This is a genomic window from Myxococcus xanthus, assembly GCF_013116825.1.
Classification (GTDB): Bacteria; Myxococcota; Myxococcia; order Myxococcales; family Myxococcaceae; genus Myxococcus; species Myxococcus xanthus_B.
Genome location: NZ_JABFNS010000050.1, coordinates 19506 through 36777, shown reverse-complemented (window position 1 = coordinate 36777; position 17272 = coordinate 19506). Strand labels below are relative to the sequence as shown.

At 70.7% G+C, this 17272-nt stretch carries 14 protein-coding genes; 8 read left to right on the top strand and 6 right to left on the bottom strand.

Annotated features, from left to right (window positions below; genetic code table 11):
* Window positions 1-80 precede the first annotated feature (80 nt).
* From rocD to HNV26_RS16730, 3 genes are all read right to left on the bottom strand, one after another.
* On the bottom strand, window positions 81-1301 hold the full coding sequence (gene rocD / locus HNV26_RS16740; protein WP_171442335.1) for an ornithine--oxo-acid transaminase: 1221 nt from the start codon (window positions 1299-1301) through the stop codon (window positions 81-83).
* Between the two features lie 132 nt (window positions 1302-1433).
* Window positions 1434-2117 carry a hypothetical protein gene (locus HNV26_RS16735; protein ID WP_171442334.1) on the bottom strand — a complete coding sequence of 228 codons (684 nt, stop codon included), beginning with the start codon at window positions 2115-2117 and terminating at the stop codon, window positions 1434-1436.
* Between the two features lie 78 nt (window positions 2118-2195).
* Window positions 2196-2504 carry a hypothetical protein gene (locus HNV26_RS16730; protein WP_171442333.1) on the bottom strand — a complete coding sequence of 103 codons (309 nt, stop codon included), beginning with the start codon at window positions 2502-2504 and terminating at the stop codon, window positions 2196-2198.
* A 64-nt stretch (window positions 2505-2568) separates the two neighbouring features.
* Between HNV26_RS16730 and HNV26_RS16725 the strand changes: the two genes are divergently transcribed.
* Both HNV26_RS16725 and HNV26_RS16720 read left to right on the top strand, forming a co-directional pair.
* Window positions 2569-3588, top strand: coding sequence for a TFIIB-type zinc ribbon-containing protein (locus HNV26_RS16725; protein WP_171442355.1), 1020 nt, complete (start codon window positions 2569-2571; stop codon window positions 3586-3588).
* Window positions 3585-4556 carry a TFIIB-type zinc ribbon-containing protein gene (locus HNV26_RS16720; RefSeq protein ID WP_171442332.1) on the top strand — a complete coding sequence of 324 codons (972 nt, stop codon included), beginning with the start codon at window positions 3585-3587 and terminating at the stop codon, window positions 4554-4556. The genes HNV26_RS16725 and HNV26_RS16720 overlap by 4 nt, the downstream gene beginning before the upstream one ends.
* A gap of 22 nt (window positions 4557-4578) precedes the next feature.
* Here HNV26_RS16720 and HNV26_RS16715 read toward each other — a convergent pair whose 3' ends face one another.
* Complete coding sequence (locus HNV26_RS16715; protein WP_171442331.1) at window positions 4579-5955, bottom strand: protein kinase domain-containing protein; 1377 nt, start codon at window positions 5953-5955, stop codon at window positions 4579-4581.
* A gap of 89 nt (window positions 5956-6044) precedes the next feature.
* A complete protein-coding gene (locus HNV26_RS16710) occupies window positions 6045-7214 on the bottom strand; it encodes a serine/threonine-protein kinase (RefSeq protein ID WP_171442354.1) in 1170 nt (389 codons plus the stop codon).
* Window positions 7215-7434: 220 nt separating this feature from the next.
* Between HNV26_RS16710 and HNV26_RS16705 the strand changes: the two genes are divergently transcribed.
* Complete coding sequence (locus HNV26_RS16705) at window positions 7435-7887, top strand: helix-turn-helix domain-containing protein (RefSeq protein ID WP_171442330.1); 453 nt, start codon at window positions 7435-7437, stop codon at window positions 7885-7887.
* A 46-nt stretch (window positions 7888-7933) separates the two neighbouring features.
* On the opposite strand, the gene HNV26_RS16700 is transcribed toward HNV26_RS16705, so the two are convergent.
* Entirely contained in the window at window positions 7934-9565 is a 1632-nt protein-coding gene (locus HNV26_RS16700; RefSeq protein WP_171442329.1) for a sensor histidine kinase, read from the bottom strand.
* A gap of 354 nt (window positions 9566-9919) precedes the next feature.
* Here HNV26_RS16700 and HNV26_RS16695 point away from each other — a divergent pair, with 354 nt between their 5' ends.
* The 5 genes from HNV26_RS16695 (at window position 9920) to HNV26_RS16675 (ending at window position 17269) form a co-directional block, all read left to right on the top strand.
* Window positions 9920-10390 carry a hypothetical protein gene (locus tag HNV26_RS16695; protein ID WP_253816673.1) on the top strand — a complete coding sequence of 157 codons (471 nt, stop codon included), beginning with the start codon at window positions 9920-9922 and terminating at the stop codon, window positions 10388-10390.
* Window positions 10391-10545: 155 nt separating this feature from the next.
* The gene (locus HNV26_RS16690) at window positions 10546-12195 is read left to right on the top strand and encodes an NHL repeat-containing protein (protein WP_216612412.1); all 1650 of its coding nucleotides are present in this window, start codon (window positions 10546-10548) and stop codon (window positions 12193-12195) included.
* Window positions 12196-12348: 153 nt separating this feature from the next.
* On the top strand, window positions 12349-12726 hold the full coding sequence (locus HNV26_RS16685) for a response regulator (RefSeq protein WP_141256545.1): 378 nt from the start codon (window positions 12349-12351) through the stop codon (window positions 12724-12726).
* The gene (locus tag HNV26_RS16680) at window positions 12723-15251 is read left to right on the top strand and encodes an ATP-binding protein (protein ID WP_171442328.1); all 2529 of its coding nucleotides are present in this window, start codon (window positions 12723-12725) and stop codon (window positions 15249-15251) included. The genes HNV26_RS16685 and HNV26_RS16680 overlap by 4 nt, the downstream gene beginning before the upstream one ends.
* On the top strand, window positions 15248-17269 hold the full coding sequence (locus HNV26_RS16675; protein WP_171442327.1) for a response regulator: 2022 nt from the start codon (window positions 15248-15250) through the stop codon (window positions 17267-17269). Before HNV26_RS16680 ends, HNV26_RS16675 begins: the two co-directional genes overlap by 4 nt.
* The last annotated feature ends 3 nt before the right edge of the window (window positions 17270-17272 follow it).

Genomic DNA, 17272 nt, shown 5'->3' with positions numbered 1-17272 from the left:
GGCGACACGCCTGGGCAACCGAGGCCCCGGTGCGGCCGTCCCAGGCACGCGGTCGCTCGCGCGCCCGGGAGGCGCTGGGACTACAGCGCCTCGATGACCTTCTTGATGCGCTCGAAGGCCCAGTCCAGCTCGGCCTGGGTGACGATGAGCGGCGGCGTGAGGCGGATGACGGAGTCGTGCGTCTCCTTGCAGAGCACGCCTTCCTTCATCAACGCCTCGCAGGCGGGCCGCGCGGAGATGTCCAGCGCCACGCCAATCATCAGCCCCCGTCCGCGCACCTCCACGATGTGGCGGTTCTTCAGCGTCTTCAGCATGGCCAGGAACGACGTGCCCAGCTCGGCGGAGCGCTCCACCAGGCGCTCGTCGCGCAGCACGTCCAGGGCGGTGCGCGCCACGGCGCAGCCCAGCGGATTGCCGCCGTAGGTGCTGCCGTGCTCGCCGGGACGGAGCACGCCCATGACCTCGTCATCCGCCATGACGGCGGACACCGGGTAGAAGCCGCCCGACAGCGCCTTGCCCACCACGATGACGTCCGGCCGCACGTCCTCGTGCTGGAAGGCGAACGTCTTCCCGGTGCGCCCCAGGCCCGTCTGGATTTCATCCACCATGAACAGCACGCGGTGCTGCTTGCAGAGCTCGGCCACCTGCTTCAGGTAGCCGTCGCGCGGAATCAACACGCCGGCCTCCGCCTGGATGGGCTCCATCAGGAGGGCGCAGGTGTTGGGGGTGATGGCGCGCCGCACCGCCTCCACGTCGTCGTAGGGCACCACGGTGAAGCCGGGCGTGAAGGGGCCGAAGCCCTGCCGGTAGCTCCGCACGGTGGAGAAGCTGATGAGGCTGATGGTGCGCCCGTGGAAGTTGTTCGCGAAGACGATGACCTCCGCCTGGTCCTCGGGGATGCCCTTGACGGTGTAGCCCCACTTGCGCGCCAGCTTGATGGCCGTCTCGCACGCCTCCGCGCCGGAGTTCATCGGCAGCGCGCGGCTCAATCCAGACAGCTCGCGCAGCGCCTTGTAGAGGTGCGGAAGCTGGTCGTTGCGGAAGGCCCGTGACGTCAGCGTCACCTTCGCGGCCTGCTCGCGCAGCGTCTCCAGGATGCGCGGGTGACAGTGTCCCTGGTTCACCGCCGAGTACGCGCTCAGGCAGTCCAGGTACTTGCGGCCCTCCACGTCATGAACCCAGCAGCCCTCGCCCCGCTCGATGACGAGGTCCAGCGGGTGGTAGTTGTGCGCGCCATACCGCTCCTCCAGGTCGATGAAGTCGCGCGTGGAGAGGGTGGGGGCGGCGTTCTCGGTGCTCATGGAACTCCCTGGGGTTCGGGTGGCACGAAGCAGGACCCTCGATTTCGATGAAGTCCTCCGACGTGTCCACCCTCGCGTTGCCCCAGGCGGTGGCTTCGTTGAGCATTGCACCCGAGCCCATGGCTCGCCGCGTCAGTGGACGGACCAGCGCTCCGCGATTTCCTCGCAGGCGAGCACCACGTCGCTCAGCCGCCGGATGTGCGCCCGCGGCGCGGTGAAGACCGTCCCCGCGAAGACGTCCACCACCTGGATGAGGCGGTGGTCACACGGGCCCAGCGGGCACAGGTGCTGCTCGGTGAAGCGCTGGAGCAGCGTGCCGATGTACTGCCCTGAGCGCTCATCCAGCGGCTGGTGCTTGGAGAAGTACAGCTTCATCAGGCCCACGCGCGCGTTGCCATGTCTGTCCATGCGCTGGAGCACGACCTCCGGCCGCACGCTGATGGTGACGCCCGCCACCTCCAGCACGGGAGGCTCCGCGCCCACCGCGCTGATGAGCGTCTCCTCCAAATCCAACCAGGGCACCAGGTCCGCGAAGCGCTCGAGCGCCTCCGAGCACAGCTGCAGCCGCTGCGCCTCGAACTCCGTCTGGGGCACGCTGCACGCGAAGCGGCGCTGGTGCTCACGGAGGATGGACAGGTCCATGCCCCGGCAGAGGAAGTCCGTAATCGCATGCGACGCCTCCGGGTAGCGCAGGTACTGCTGCTCCGGCGGGTGCTTCTGGTCGTGGATGATGCGCTTGCGACGCGCGGGCGTGGCGACGAGGTACTCGCCCAACTTGTTCACGGACACACGCGGCAGTTCACGGGTTTCCGCCATGGAATCGCTCCCCCTGGGTGCTGGCGAATGAGCACACAGTACAGAGGGGGGCTGACATGCATTGGGCGGCGCGAGGGCTCACTCCCTCTGGGGTTCGCCGTAGGGGTAGGCGCTCCAGTAGGTGTCGGGCAACGGGTTGGTGCCGGCGTCGCTGCGCGGACCATCCCCATCCCCAATCTCATCCAGGATGGCGCCGGGCGTGCGCTCCGTCGGGTCGATGGTGCGCATGCGATACGTGCCTTCCGGTGACTCGGCGGCGTCCGCCGGGTCGCGCTTCTCTTCGCGCTCTTCTGTTTCGGGAGCGTGTTGCCGCGGTTCCTCTGTACGGCCGTAGTAATCCTCGGGTGGCTGGATGCCCGGCTGTTGCTGCTTGTCGCGCTGAGCCATGATGGATTCCCTCCGTCACGCTACGTTCGTGACGGCACGGGCTCGCGGCAACGGGCCAACGGCCATGCACGCCAGGAGGGCAGGCCGGCGGACGGAATGGACGTCCCGGGTCATGTGCGCCAAGACTGGTGGGATGGCCGAGCAGTCTCAACAGACACCGTCCGCCGTGGCCGGACCGTTGCTCCACCTGGGGTGTCAGTCCTGCGGCGCGCGTCTGGTGTTGGAGCCCGCGCTGCGGACCACGCGCTGTCCCTACTGCGCCGCGCCCGCCGTGGTGGAGCGTCCTCCGGTGCCTGGTGTGCCCGAGCCCGTCTTCGCGCTGGGCTTCGCGCTCACGCACATGGCGGCGAAGGAGCACGTGGCGCGGTGGTTGCGTTCGCGCAGCCGCTTCACACGCTCCGGCATCCGCTCCGCCGCGCCGGGCGAGGTGCGAGGCGTGTACGTGCCCGCGTACCTCTACAGCGTGCTGGCGCAGGCGCGCTATCGCGCCTCCATCGGGGAGAACTACCAGGAGACGGAGACGTACACGACGACGGAGAACGGGAAGCGGGTGACGCGCACGCGCACCGTGACGCGCACGGAGTGGCGTTCGCTGGAGGGCGAGCGGGTCAGCTACGTGGCGGACGTGCTCGTCACCGCGTCCAAGGGGCTGGACAACGCGGAGCTGGAGGCGCTGGAGCCCTTCGACCTGCGCGGCCTGGCTCGCTACACCCCGGCGCTCATCTCCGGCTGGATGGCGGAGGAGCCCTCGCTCACGCTGGCGCAGTGTCAGGCGCTGGCCCGGAAGGAAGCGGTGGAGCGCGTGGGCGGGTTGTTGTCGCGCTTCATGCCGGGGGACTCGCACCGGGACCTGGAGCATCAGTCCCGGCTGGACTGGGAGGCGCTCGACGTGTGCCTGCTGCCCGTCTGGGTGTTGGCGGTGAGGTACGCGGAGGACGCGCCGCCGCTGCGGGTGCTCGTCAACGGGCAGACGGGGGCCGTCCATGGCGAGGCCCCCATCTCTTCGTGGAAGGTGCTGTCCGCCTTGGTGGCGCTGCTGGCGGTGCTGGCCTTGGGCTGGCTGCTCACGGGAGGTGGGCGATGAGCGCCGACGCGGTGCGGGTGGCGCCCTGCCAGCGCTGCGACTCCGCGCTGGAGGCGGAGGACCTGCGTTGCCCCATCTGCGGGCTGACGGCGCCGCCTCCGCCGCGCGCCGCGGTGGAGCGCGCGCGGGCCCGCGTGGTGCGGTGTGACAGCTGCGGCGCGGCGGTGGAGTACTCCGTGGAGGCGAAGGCGCCCCGGTGCGACTACTGCGGCTCCGTCACCCATGTGGAGACGACGGCGGACCCGGTGGAGCAGGCGCAGCGCTGGCTCCCCTTCACCGTGGACACCGAGGCCGCGCGCGGCGCGCTGATGGGCTTCCTGGGGCGGGGCGGCTTCTTCCGGCCGTCCGGGCTGGCACAGGAGGCCTCGCTGGAGTCGCTGCGTCCGGTGTGGTGGCCGGCGTGGATGTTCGACGCGGGCGTGGACGTGAGCTGGACGGCGGACTCGAACGCGGGCTCGCGGCGGTCGGACTGGGCGCCGCACGCGGGCCGGACGCGCTTCGATTTCGAGGGCATCCCGGTGCCGGCCTCGCGCGGCTTGAAGGTGCGGGAGTGCGAGGCGTTGGCGCCCCACTACCAGCGAGGCTCCGGTCAGGACACGCCCCAGGGGCCGGAGGGCGCGCACGTCGAGCGCTTCGAGGCCACGCGCTCGGGCGCCCGGCGGAGCGTGCTGGAGGCGGTGGAGCGCCTGGCCATCGAGCGACTCCAGCAGGGCGTCATTCCGGGCAGCCGCTTCCGGAACATCCACGTCGCCGTGGCGCTGTTCAGCCTGCGCACCCAGCGGCTGGCCCTGCCCGTGTACGTGCTGGCCTACCGCTACCGCGACAAGCCGTACCGGGTGCTGGTGCACGGGCAGGATGCGCAGGTGGTGTTGGGCGAGGCGCCCATCTCCCCGTTGCGCGTGGCGGCGGTCATCCTGGCGACGCTGCTGGTGCTGGCGGCCGTGTTGTACGGCGTGGGCGCGCTGTGAGCCCGCCGTGACGCCACGCGCGTCACGGTGTGTCGGGCTCCTGGGGCGTCGTGGCCTCCGGGGCCGTGTCAGCGGGCTCCGGTGCGGAAGGCGGCTGGGAGGAGGTGGCCTCGGGACGTGCCTCTGCCGGTGCCTCGGTGGCGGCGTGCCGCGCCTCCGCCGCGGGTTCCACTGTCTGGGTGATGCGCGCCTCCAGCGTCAGCTCGGCCACCTGCGACAATCGGACCGCGGACCCCGCGGCCTCGCCCAGGGGCATCTCCGACGAGGGCTCTCCGGCCAGGGCCGCTTCCTCCACGGTCAGCCCTTCCGGATGCAGCCCGCCCTCGAGCAGCTCCGCCTGGTTGCGCCGGACCGTCGCCTCCACGGCGGCCTGCTCCACCTCCTGCGCGATGGCCTGACGACCCCGGTGGCCTCCGTGTGCGTCCAGCCACGCGCGCAGCGCCTCCGCCATCTCCGCGCCCGTCTGGAACCGCTCCGAGGGCTCCTGCCGCAGCGCCCGCAGCAGGATGCGCCGCAGGGGCTCGGCGACCCCCGCCGCCAGGCGCTCCACCTGCTCCGGGCCCACCTGGGCCATCCGCGCCGCCACCTCCTTCACGGGCATCCACGTCGGCCCTTGCGCGTGAAGCTCCCGCGGCTCCGACTCCAGCACGGGCGCCAGGTCATCCACCATCAACGGGTGCCGGCCCGTCAGCAGCTCCAGCAGCACCAGTCCCAGTGAGAACAGGTCCGACCGGGCATCCACCTTCCGTCGCCGCAGCGCCTCGGGCGAGGCGTAGGCGATGTCACCTTTCACCAGCTCCTGGCTCGTCACCTCGCGCCCGGAGAGCGACGAGGCCGCCACCGTGAAGTTGGTCAGCTTCACCTCGCCATGGACGCCCACGCGGATGTTCCGAGGGCTCACGTCCCGGTGGACGATGTGCAGCGGCCGGCTCCACTCATCCGTGAGGCCGTGCGCGTGGCTCAGCGCCTCCGCCACCTCCGCCGTCACGTGCGCCGCGAACTCCGCGGACAGGGGCCGCCGCCGCATGGCCGCCAGGTTCAGCACCGTGTCCAGCGAACGTCCTTCCACGTACTCCATCACCACGTGCGGCGCGCCGCGGTAGAGCTTCAGCAGCATCACCTTGGCGATGCCGGGATGGTTGAGCCGGAACGTGAGGTCCACCTCCTCCACCAGCCGTCGCCGCTCCACGAACGTGGCGGGGTTGCGCAGCCGCTTCACGACCACCGGGCCGCTCAGGCCGTTGCGGTAGCGGCGCTGCGCCAGCATCAGCAGCTCCCCCGTGGAGCGCATCTCCAGCTTGCGGACGAACTCGAACACCGTGCCGGCCACGGTGAACAGCACGCGGGGCCTGCGTGGACCACCAGGAAGCTCCTCCGTCGTCGTGTCAGGCGTCATCATGGGCTCATGAACCTCTGAGGTTGAATGAAAATGAATGGATTTCCCGGGGGCCAGGCGCGCAGGCCCCTCCCAATGAATGGCGGGCCGGCTCAGCGCCACGCGCGCAGCGTGGCCCAGAGCCGCTTCAGCGCGTCCCGCCACCGCCGCCACCCGGCGCTCGCGCGGACCTCCGTCGAAGCCCAGGGAGAGGCGGGCTCGGTGGGCGGCGCGAAGGACGCAGGCGGGCGCGCTCGCTCCGGGACACGCATCCAGCGGCGCAGGTCGCGCGCTTCCTCGTCCCCGTCGAAGAACTCCAACGCCTCCTCGGTGACGGCCTCCTCGGGAGCGAGGGGCGGAAACAGGTGCTCATCCCAGGCCGGGTCCGCGCCCGCCAGCGCCGCGTCCAGCGCATCGAACAGGGCCGCTCCCGAAGGAGGCCGCCCCGCCGCGGAGGGCGACAACAAGCGCGCCACGATGGCGTCCAACGCCTTCGGGACGCGCGGGTTGCGGACAGAGGGAAGGGGAAAGCCACCGGACTCGATGCTGGCCAGCAGCCCGGCGGGCGGCAGCTGCGCCGGATAGGGAAAGCTCCCGGTGAGCACCTCGTAGAGCACCAGCCCCAGCGAGTAGAGATCATCCGTGGGCGCGAACGCGTAACGCGAGCCCGCCGGCCGAGGCTGCGCCCAGAAGCGCAGGGCCTCCGGGCTGCGATAGCTGGGGGTGCCCGGCGGCAGGGTGTCCTCGGTCAGCACGGGCGAGCACGCATGGTCCCCCGAGCCGAAGTCCACCAGCACCGGCTGCCCGTCCGACGCGCGGATGATGATGTTGTTGCCCTTGATGTCGCGGTGGAGCACGCCCGCGCGGTGGATGGCATCCAGCGTGAGCGCCAACTGCTGGAACACCTGCACCGCGCGCCGGGGCGTGGGCTGCGCGGCCAGGGCCCACTCGGACAGGGTGGGGCCTTCCACGTACCCCATGATGAGGACCAGGTAGCCATCGCGGGCATCCGGCCACCGCCGGTAGCCCAGCAGCTCCACGACGTTGGGGTGCTCCAGGCGCATGAGGACGTGGACCTCCTTCCAGGTCCGCGCGTCCGCCGCGGGCGAGTCCTCCTCCGAGGGCCCCTGGAGCGCGAACTTCAGCGCCACCTGCCGGCGCGTCTCCGATTCGGCCAGGAAGATGGCGCCAAAGCCCCCGGTGGCCAGCCGCCGGACGATGCGGAAGGCCCCCACCTCCTCCGATTCCTGGAGCATCAGCGGGTGCAGGTCCTCTCCCGGCATCACGGATGGGCTCCCATGGGACCTTGGAGGTCCAACTCAGACGTGGTTCCAGCGGCTGTCATTGTGAGCGGCGTCATGATTCAACCTTGGAGGTCCATAGCATGACGTTTGCCCTTTGAGGTAGTGTCCTGACTTGGGAGGTAGGCTTCGGGGGAGGGGATTCCACAGGGTGGCGGATGGAAACTTGCAGGACCCGGCGGGCGTGCAACCCTCGGCCGTCATGCGTGAGCCCGTCGACCACAAGCTGGCAGCCGTGCTGGGAGGCGCCGCGCGTGACGCCCGCCTGCGTCTGGGCCTCACCCAGGGCGACGTCGCCGAACGCATGGGCATGGCCATGGAGGTCTACAGCCGCCTGGAGCGAGGGAAGATGCTGCCCCGGACCCAGACGCTGCGCCGGCTGTGCGACGTGCTCCAGGTCTCCGCGGACACGCTGCTGGGCGTGGGCCGTCCCGACGGCGCGCCCGTCACGCCCCGCAAGGCGGTGAAGGAAGACCCGGTGGAGCTGCGCCGCATGACGCGCAAGCTGCGGGAGCTCGAACCCGGTCAGCTCCGCGCGGTGTCCCGGGTGGTGAACGCCGTCGTCACCGTGCTGCCCCAGTCGGCGGCTCCGGCGCCCGCCACCCCAGCGAAGCCCGCCGCGCGTGCGGCGCGCAAGCGCCGGGCGACGGGCTAGCGCTCAGCGCCGCCGCGCAGCACTTCCTCCACGGCTTGGGAGCGCTTCATGACGCCTTTTCCCGCGCCGCGTTCACGCTGGACAGTTGGCAGGGCAGGCGCGCGGTGAAGGTGGCGCCCTGGCCCAGCGTGCTTCGCACGTCGATGGTGCCACCCATGGCCTGGACGTTCTGCCGCGTGACGTACAGCCCCAGTCCCAGTCCGCCGTAGTGTCGCTCGGAGACGGCGCGCTCGAACTTCTCGAAGATGCGGCCCATCGCCTCGGGGGGGATGCCAATGCCCTCGTCACGGACGCTGAACCAGGCGTGCTCCGCCGTCCTGCCGACCTGAAGGTGGACGGGGTGACCCACGCCGTACTTGAGGGCGTTGGAGAGGAGGTTCGACACCGCCTGCTCCAGCCGCACCCGGTCCCACCGGCCCACCACCACCTCGTCCAGCTCCGCCTGGATGGGCGTCCCGGTGCGCTGTGACTCACCCTGGAAGCGCGCGGCCACCTCTTGGACCAGCGCTCCCAGGTCCACCGGCTCCAGCTCCAGGCGCAGATGACCGCTGCTGATGAGCGTCACGTCCAGAAGCTCACCCACCAGCGTCGACAGCCGCTTCACCTGCCGCTGCATGACCTCCAGGTCCGCGGGCAGCCGCTCCAGCAGCTCCGGTCCGCGCCGCTCCTGGGTGGCCCGCGCCAGCGTCTGCAGCTTCAAGCTGAGCGGCGTCAGCGGGGTCTTGAGCTCGTGGCTGGCCACGGCGAGGAACTCGTCGCGCAGCCGGATGGCCTCGTTCATGGCGGCCAGCAGCCGCTCGCGCTCCTGTTCGGCCTGCTTCCGCTCGGAGATGTCGATGACGGAGCCGATGTAGCCCAGGAACTCGCCGTCCAGCCCGAAGCGGGGGCTGGCCGAGTCGATGGCCCACCGGTACTCGCCATCCTTTCGCCGCAGCCGGTAGTCGAGCCGGAAGGGGCTGCGCCGCGCGTTGGCGCCGAGGAACACCGCCCCTGAGCGCTCGGAGTCGTCGGGATGCACGGCCTTGAGCCAGCCGAAGCCCAGGCCTTCTGCCTCCGTCTGTCCGGTGAACTCGTACCAGGTCCGGCTGAGATAGATGCAGCGGCCGGTGACGTCCGTCACCCACAACATCACCGGCGCGTGGTCCGCCATGTTCCGGAAGCGGGCCTCGCTCTCCTGGCGCGCCAGTTGGGACGCCTTCTGCGCGGTGACCTCCCGCAGGGTGACGAAGACCCGGTCGCTCCGCTCCCTCGATGGCCGGGTCAGGGTGCGCATCACCTCGATGCGGCGGCCCCCCAGGGTCTGGAGCTCAGTCTCCCGCTCCAGCCGCGTGCCGCCTTCCCAGAGCAGGAGGAGCTCGGCGGTGAAGGCCTTCGACGTCTCCGGAACGAAGACGTGGGACCGGGACAGGGACAAGGTGCGAAGCACCTCATCCCGGGTGCGCGCTTCGAGCAGGCGTACCGTGGCCTCGTTCACATCCACGACCTTCACCCACTCCGCGGCCTCCATCACGAACCCGGGATGGGCCGCGAGCCAGGCACGCAGGTCCTGGACGCCGGAGGCGCGCAGGCTGTCGAGCGCGGCCGAAACGGCGGTGAAGTCCTCTTCCCAGAGGGAGACATCCGCTCCGTTGAACAGCTCCTGGTAGCGCGCGTCTCCGGCTGTCTCAGCCCCACCCAAATGTGTCTCCTCCGTACCCCGGCTCGGGTGGATTGAGTCAACAGCGCGGATGCGTCCGCCGCGTCACAAGGATTCTGGAGCCGCCAGGAGTCAAGGAACAGGCGTCCTCCTGGCGGCTCACGGTCGAACGCCTTCCTGGGGGGCCGCTACGGACGCCCGTCCGCCCGCTCGCCTTCCGCGCCGGCCCCCCCAACGCGCGCTGGGCGCTTCCGTTCATCGTCTTGACGGTTCAGCGGAGCCGCTACGGGTGCGTTTCTTGAACAGCCGTTCAGGCGGGGCGTGGCAATCCAACGCACCCGGCAACCTTCGATTGGAGACGCGGCACCTTCTGGTGAGGATGTGGGGCCGGGGTCGATGACACAGATGGAGATGCGGATGCGCAAGCTGGCGTTGCTGTTGTTCGTGGGGTTGTGGCTGGGTTGCCGTGCGGAGGGGACTGACTCCACGGAAGACGCACTGCCCCAGCATCCCCAGGAGACGTACACGTATCCCGGGTGCGCCAACGAGGACTACAACTGCCCGCGCCTGAAGACGGTGTACTGCGCGTTGGAGCGCCTGCGCACGGAGCGCGACAGTTGCCAGCAGGACAGCGACTGCGTGGCCGTCACCGTCAACGGCCGGTGCACGGGCTATGGGGAGTGCCCCCCGGCCATGGTGAACACCGCCAGCCGCGCGGAGTTCGCGACGCGGGCCGCCGAGGAGGTGCTGCGCTATTGCACCGAGGCTCCCATCTGCGCCAGCACCGGCCAGTGTGCCTATCCATCCTTCGTGCCTCGCTGCAGGCAGGGGCACTGCGTGGCGGAGCCAGGCGACGCCGGTTCCTAGGCGCTTCGACCCCGGCTCCCATGGAGCCCGGGGGGTGGGGGCTGGTTGCATTCCTGCTCACCGGGTAATGACAGACGCAAGCGTGTCGTCCACGCGAGGTGGGTCGAGGGGGAGTCACTTGTCACGCAGACATGGGCTCACCTAGAAGGCAGCCCATGCTTCGACAGCCTTTGCTCTCCTTGCTGCTCAGCGCGTCTGTCCTTTCCGCCGCGTGCTCCGACTCCGACGATGAACAGAAGCCGGCCCCGGCCGTGCTCATCATCGACCGGGAGGCGGTCGACTTCGGTGAGATGGAGGTGGGCCAGACCTCCCCCGAGCACCTCGTCACCGTGCGCAATGCGTCTCCGTCGGCGGTGGAGTCCGTGTCCGTCAAGGTGGAGGGCAGCGGGTTCACCATCGCCGCCAACACCTGCGAGCGCTTCCTCGACGCGGGCATGGAGTGCGAGGTGCGGGTGCGGTTCTCGCCCCGGCTGGCGGGGCCGAGCGAGGCCCGCCTCAAGGTGGAGGGCGCTCCCGATGTGGACAGCGCGGTCCTCAAGGGCATGGGCGTCGGCTATGTGGAGGTGCGGAGCATGCCCGGTGCCAGCGCGCACGTGGTGGCCGATGGGGATGGCTGGTCCTGCGGCGAGCCGTGCAAGGTGGCGGTCCGCAAGGCGCAGGTGACCCTCCGGACCGCGCCGGCGGGGTTTCCGACCTGGGGCGGGGACTGCACCGTGGTGGCGGGCGGCGGCTGCTCGCTCACCATCGATGGGACGAAGGTCGTCTCCCTGGAGGCGTTCGAGTCCCTCCTGCGGTGGGGGGCGTGGCGGAGCTCCCAGCCCCGGAGCGTGGCGGTCACGGCCGGTGGCGACATCGTCGTCCTGGAGGTCGGGCAGTTGCAGCGGCTCAGCAGCACCGGGCAGTTGCTCTGGTCGGTCCCCGTGGGCAGCGGAGTGAAGATGGTCCTGGATGGCGCGAGCAACGCCTACGTGGTGGACTCCCTCGGGCGGGTGACCCGGTACGGCGCGAACGGGCAGGCGCTGTGGACCTCTTCAGAGGCCGCCGAGAATCCCAGAGGGCACGATCTCGCGGTGAGCGCCAGCGGGCAGGTCTACGTGCTGTTGAGCCTGGGCAGTCATGAGCTCGCGACTCAGCTCAAGCTCATCGCCCTCTCGTCGCAAGTGGCCGAGCGCTGGAGCCTGGTTTTCAATGAGGGCCAGTTCAACTACCCCTCTGGCCTGGCGGTGAATTCGCAGGGTGAGGTCTATCTGGCCGGAAGCGTGCACAACCGGGACGCGACGTCCGGGCAGTCGGTGTTCGTGAAGTCCTACTTGCGGAAGTACAGCGTCGACGGCGCCATCCGGTGGGAGGCGCAGGGCGCCGGGAACCTCTTCGCCGTCAACGCCGAGGGCGCGGCGAGCACCCTCTCCCCCAATGGCGGGCCCACCGGGGGCTTCGCTCACCGGTGGATTGGCGCGAACGGGGTAACGCAGTGGAACGAGGTGATCTCCAACGTCCCGGGCGTTGTCACCCTGGAGACCTTCTCGCCCTCCGGCACGCTGCTCATCGGCGGGCATGAGCTCCTCGCGGGTGGAACGGAGATTGGCCGGGGCTGGTTCGCGGCGATGAACCTCGCGACCCGCGCGCTCGGCCCGGTGACCTACGTCGAGGGGAGCACGGGGATGGGAGGCCCGGTCCGTATCAGCGGCCTCGCGCTCACCCCAACAGGCCATGTCGTGGTGACCGGTGGCTTCAGCGCCATCAGGGACCAGGACGGGGGCTTCATTCGGGTGTACGACGGGCGCGTGCTCACGGGCGTGCCGTAGCGCCCTCTCGGCGTCTTCATCCGCCACGAGGAACGGGGCCTGGCCCGGTTCCTCGGGTGGCCTGTAACGGACTGTTCGACGAGGCATGCGAATCCCTGGCGTTGTTGCGCCCGCTCCCAGGCGCTGCCGCCCTGGTAGAGTCTGGCCTCGGCCATGACGACCCTTCGCAAGGTGATGCTCGTTGACGATGAAGATGACATCCGCACCATCGGCAATCTCAGCCTCAGCCGTGTGGGGGGATGGCAGACGGTGCTCGCCGCGTCCGGCGCGGAGGCCCTGGAGAAGGCGCGCACGGAGAAGCCCGACCTCATCTTGCTGGACGTGATGATGCCGGGCATGGACGGGCCCACCACCTTCGGCCGGCTGCGCGCCGAGGCGTCCACGGCGCACACGCCCATCATCTTCATGACGGCGAAAATCCAGAAGCAGGAGGTCGCCCGCTACCTGGAGCTGGGCGCGCTGGGCGTCATCGGGAAGCCCTTCGACCCGATGACGTTGCCCCAGGAGATTCGCAAGCTGGTGCCAGGGTGAGTCAGGGGCTCCGCCTCTCCCGTCGCTCGGGCGTGTTGGCGGCGGGCGCGCTGCTGCTCTTGTGCGGCCTGTTCGCCATGGGCCGTCCGTGGGCCACCTCCGACAATGACCGCTACCGCAGCGCGCTGCGGCACCTGCGCGTGGCCAGCGGCGACCTGGAGATGGACGTGCTGCGCGAACGCATGGGCTTGCGCACGCTCCATGGCGCGGACCCGGAGGACTTCGCCGCGCTGCGGGCCCGCGCGGACGCGCTGCGACAGTTCCCCTCCTTCCTGTCCGCCATGGACCGGCGCACGATGAACGCGGCGCTGGACCTGTTCGTCAGCGCGCTGGAGGAGAGCGCCGCGCTGCTGGAGCGAGCCCGCGCCGCGGACGCGCGGGGTGCGAAGGAAGAGGCGGACGCGGCCGTCCAGGCCCTGTTGGAGGGCACCGCCAGCACGCGGGCGGAGCGACTCATCAACACGTACCTGGAGCTCTACGAGCGCACGCAGGCGCGCAACGAGCGCTCGCGCATCATCTTCTTCATCGTCTCCCTGGCGCTGGTGGCCTACGTGCTGGTGGTGATGGTGCGGCTGTCGCGGGCCACCGCCGACCTGGCCGCGCTCAACACGGATTTGGAGCGGCGGGTGGAGGAGCGCACCAAGGCCTTGTCCGCCGCCAACGACGGGCTGCGCGCCAGCGAGGCACGCAAGGCCGCGATTCTGGAGGCCTCTCCGGACGGCATCCTGCTGTTGGACGGCGGCGGGGACTTGCTGGAGCTGAACCCCTCGGCGCAGAAGACCTTCCAGGTGGTCGCCGCGGACGTGGTGGGCCGCGACTTCCTCTCCGTGGCGCTCCCGGCGGAGCTGCCGGACGGTGCCCGCCAGAAGGTGCTGGCCGCGGGGCGGAACACCGCGTCGGGGCAGGCCACGCGGCTGGAGTCCCCGTGCCTGCGCAGGGATGGCAGCACCTTCCCCGCGGAGCTGACCATCGTCCGCGTGCCCGGAGAAGGCCCGCCTCGCTACACCGTCTTCGTGCGCGACATCACCGAGCGCAAGGCGGTGGAGCGGATGAAGAACGAGTTCATCTCCACCGTCAGCCATGAGCTGCGCACGCCGCTCACCTCCATCCGCGGCTCCCTGGGCCTGCTGGAGGGTGGCATCGTGGGCGACCTTCCGCCCCAGGCGCTGGACATGGTGCGCATCGCCCGCACCAACACCGAGCGCCTCATCCGCCTCATCAACGACATCCTCGACCTGGAGAAGATGGAGGCGGGCAAGCTGGAGCTGAAGGTCTCCACGCCGGAATGCGCGGACCTGGTGGAGTCCACCTTCGCGAGCGTCCGGGGCATGGCGGACGGCGCGGGTGTCTCGCTCCGCGCCGAGGTGACGGGCGCGCCGCAGGTGAAGGCGGACCGGGACCGGCTGGTGCAGGTGCTCACCAACCTGGTGTCCAATGCGGTGAAGTTCTCCCCGCAGGGCGCGGGGGTGACGGTGCGCGTGGAGGAAGAGGCGGACGGGCGGGTGCGTTTCAGTGTGGTGGACCAGGGCCCCGGCATCTCCCAGGAGCAGCGTGCGCGCCTCTTCGGCCGCTTCCAGCAACTGGACAGCTCGGACACGCGCTCCAAGGGAGGCACGGGGCTGGGGCTGGCCATCTCGCAGGCCATCGTGGAGCAGCACGGCAGCCGCATCACCGTGGAGAGCGAGGAGGGCCGGGGCTCCACCTTCACCTTCACGCTGGAGTCGGCCCGGCCCGCGTCCGTCACGCCGCCGCCCGTCATCCCTGAGGACGCGTCCCACCATGAGGTGCTGGTGACCACCGCGGACGCGGAGCTGGCGTCGCTGCTGGGCGGGCTCCTCGCGCACGAAGGCTACCGCGTGGTGCGCGCCACCAGCCTCATCGAGGCGGCGAAGCACCTGGACACGGCCCTGCCGGACGCGCTGGTGGTGGACATGCGGCTTCCGGAAGAGCACGCGCTGGACTGGGTGCGGCGCCTGCGCGAACAGCCGCGCACGCACGAGTTGCCCGTGCTGGCGCTGTCCGGCCGCTCGGAGGACGCGGAGGGCGTTCCGCACTGGGTGGACTGGATGCCCCGGCCGTTGGAGGAGTCACGGCTGCTCAAGTCGCTGCGCTACGCCACACGGCAGCCGGGCCAGGCGCGCGTGCTGGTGGTGGATGACGACGCCAGCACCCGGCGCACGCTGTGCGCGCAGGTGGAGCGGCTGGGCGTGCAAGTGTTCGAGGCGGCGGACGGGGAGAGCGCGGTGGAGCTCGCGCGCGAGACGACGCCGGACCTCATCGTCCTGGACGTCGGCCTGCCGCGCCTGGACGGCTTCGAGGTCGTCGACATCCTCCGTCAGGGCAAGGGCCGCGCCACGCCGCTCATCGTCTTCACGGGCCGGGATTTGACGCGCATGGATGAGCGGCAGCTCACCCTGGGCATCACCCGGCACTTCACCAAGTCGCGTGCGTCGGAAGAGGAGCTGGTCTCCTCCGTGCGTGACCTCCTCAACGGCCTGCTGGCGAGAAAGGCACACCCCTCATGAACGGCAGGACGCTCCTGTTCCTGGAGGACGACAAGGATTTGCAGTCCCTGGTGGGCACCTTCCTGCGTGAGAAGGGCTACCGCGTGGAGCCCGCGCGCAGCGCGGCGGAGGCGCAGGCCGTGCTCGCGCGCGTGCCGGTGGACGCCGCCATCGTGGACGGTCTGCTGCCGGGGATGACGGGCGCGGACTTCATTCGCGAGCTACGCAAGACGCAGCCCAAGCTGCCCATCCTCTTCGCCTCGGCCTTCTGGAAGGACTTGAAGAGCCACGAGCTGCTCACGCGGCAGCTGGGCGTGGTGCGCATCATCCACAAGCCCTACAAGCCGGAGGAGCTGCTCGTCTGGGTGAACCAGCTCTTCCCCGCGCCCGTCCTGCCGCCTCCGCCGCCGCCCGAGGCGATGGAGGAGGCGGAGGAAGTGGACGTGGAGGCGGACGACCTGGCCGCCAGCCTGGCGGCGCTCAACGCGGAGTACGGCGCCCGGCTGAAGGAGAAGGTGGCGGCGCTGGAGGCGCTGCTCGTCCGCGGGCGCGGTGGTGACGCGGCGGCGCTGGAGGAGGCCTACACGGTTGTCCACAAGTTGCACGGAACCGCGGGCAGCTACGGCTTCGCGGAGGTGAGCATCCGGGCGGGCCAGTTGGAGGCGGTGCTCTTGCCGGCCCGGGCCGGGGCGCCCGTGGATGTGGCGGCGTTGGACGCGTCCTTCCGCACGCTGGCCGCCGCGGCCTCCGTTCCGGTGAAGCCCGCCGCCGCGCCGCCGCAGTCCTCCGAGGGCGTGCTGCTGGTGGTGGACGAGGACGCGAAGCTGCTGGCCGACGCGGAGCGCATGGGGCGTCAGGTGGGTGTGGGCGTGGTGACGGCGCGCACGGCGGACACGGCGTGTGAGGTGGTGCGGCGGCAGTGGGTGGATGGCGTGCTGGTCCACCTGGACCTGAGCGGTCCGCTGGGCGGCCTGGCCGTGGCGCATGCGCTGCGCGCGGAGGAGAGCCTGCCCGTGCTGCCGCTGGCCGTCACGGGTGCCCGGGACGTGCTGGAAGAACGGGTGGCGGCGGCGCACGCGGGGGCGTCCCTCTTCCTGCCCCGGCCCTTCACCGTGCGGGACTTCTCCGCCGCGGCCGAGCGCATGGTGGCGGCGCGCCGCCCGGAGCGCGCGCGGGTGATGGTGGTGGATGACGACCCGGACGCCATCGCCGCGCTGACGCAGGCCCTGGCCAGCGACCAGATTGAGGTGGTGGGGCTGAACGACGCGCACGGGCTGATGGAGGCGCTGGCGCAGCACCGGCCGGACCTGTTGCTGCTGGACGTGCAGATGCCGGGGCCCAGCGGCTTCGACCTGTGCCGGATTCTGCGCTCCACGCCGGAATGGCAGGAGCTGCCGGTGCTGCTGATTACCGCGCACCTGGGGCTGGAGTTCCGGCTGGCGGCCTTCCAGGCGGGGGCGGATGACTACCTCTCCAAGCCGGTGCTGCGCGAGGAGCTGCGAGCGCGCGTGCAGGCCCGGTTGGAGCGCACGCGCCTGTCGCGCGAGCGGGCGGAGCGGGATGGGCTGACGGGCCTGCTGCTGCGCCGGCCCTTCCTGGACGGGCTCCGCGCCCGGCTGGCCGAGTCACGGCGCCAGGGAAGGCCGCTGGCCTTGTGCTTCCTGGACGTGGACCACTTCAAGCAGGTGAATGACCGCTACGGACACCTGGCGGGAGACCGCGTGTTGATGTGGTTGGGCCGGCTGTTGGGCGCGCGCTTCCGCCGCGAGGACGTGCGCGGACGCTGGGGTGGCGAGGAGTTCGTGGTGGGGCTCCTGGGGGAGAGCGCGGGCAGCGCCTCGGAAATCCTCGCTCGCACCGCGGCGGAGCTGTCGGACATGACCTTCGACGGCGACACCGGTGAGCCCTTCCACGTCACCTTCAGCGCGGGCATCGCGGTGTCGCCGGGGGACGGCGACACGGTGGAGTCGCTGCTGCGGACCGCGGACGCGCGGCTCTTGCGCGCGAAGGAGAACGGCCGCAACCGCATCGAGGCGTGAGCC

Excerpts from the sequence above, each read along its gene's own strand:
- HNV26_RS16695 (WP_253816673.1), top strand. The coding sequence starts at position 9,920 with ATGACACAGATGGAGATGCGGATGCGCAAGCTGGCGTTGCTGTTGTTC.
- HNV26_RS16690 (WP_216612412.1), top strand. The coding sequence starts at position 10,546 with ATGCTTCGACAGCCTTTGCTCTCCTTGCTGCTCAGCGCGTCTGTCCTT.
- HNV26_RS16710 (WP_171442354.1), bottom strand. The coding sequence starts at position 7,214 with ATGCCGGGAGAGGACCTGCACCCGCTGATGCTCCAGGAATCGGAGGAG.
- HNV26_RS16735 (WP_171442334.1), bottom strand. The coding sequence starts at position 2,117 with ATGGCGGAAACCCGTGAACTGCCGCGTGTGTCCGTGAACAAGTTGGGC.
- HNV26_RS16720 (WP_171442332.1), top strand. The coding sequence starts at position 3,585 with ATGAGCGCCGACGCGGTGCGGGTGGCGCCCTGCCAGCGCTGCGACTCC.
- HNV26_RS16715 (WP_171442331.1), bottom strand. The coding sequence starts at position 5,955 with ATGATGACGCCTGACACGACGACGGAGGAGCTTCCTGGTGGTCCACGC.
- HNV26_RS16730 (WP_171442333.1), bottom strand. The coding sequence starts at position 2,504 with ATGGCTCAGCGCGACAAGCAGCAACAGCCGGGCATCCAGCCACCCGAG.
- HNV26_RS16705 (WP_171442330.1), top strand. The coding sequence starts at position 7,435 with ATGCGTGAGCCCGTCGACCACAAGCTGGCAGCCGTGCTGGGAGGCGCC.
- HNV26_RS16685 (WP_141256545.1), top strand. The coding sequence starts at position 12,349 with ATGACGACCCTTCGCAAGGTGATGCTCGTTGACGATGAAGATGACATC.
- HNV26_RS16725 (WP_171442355.1), top strand. The coding sequence starts at position 2,569 with ATGCACGCCAGGAGGGCAGGCCGGCGGACGGAATGGACGTCCCGGGTC.
- rocD (WP_171442335.1), bottom strand. The coding sequence starts at position 1,301 with ATGAGCACCGAGAACGCCGCCCCCACCCTCTCCACGCGCGACTTCATC.
- HNV26_RS16675 (WP_171442327.1), top strand. The coding sequence starts at position 15,248 with ATGAACGGCAGGACGCTCCTGTTCCTGGAGGACGACAAGGATTTGCAG.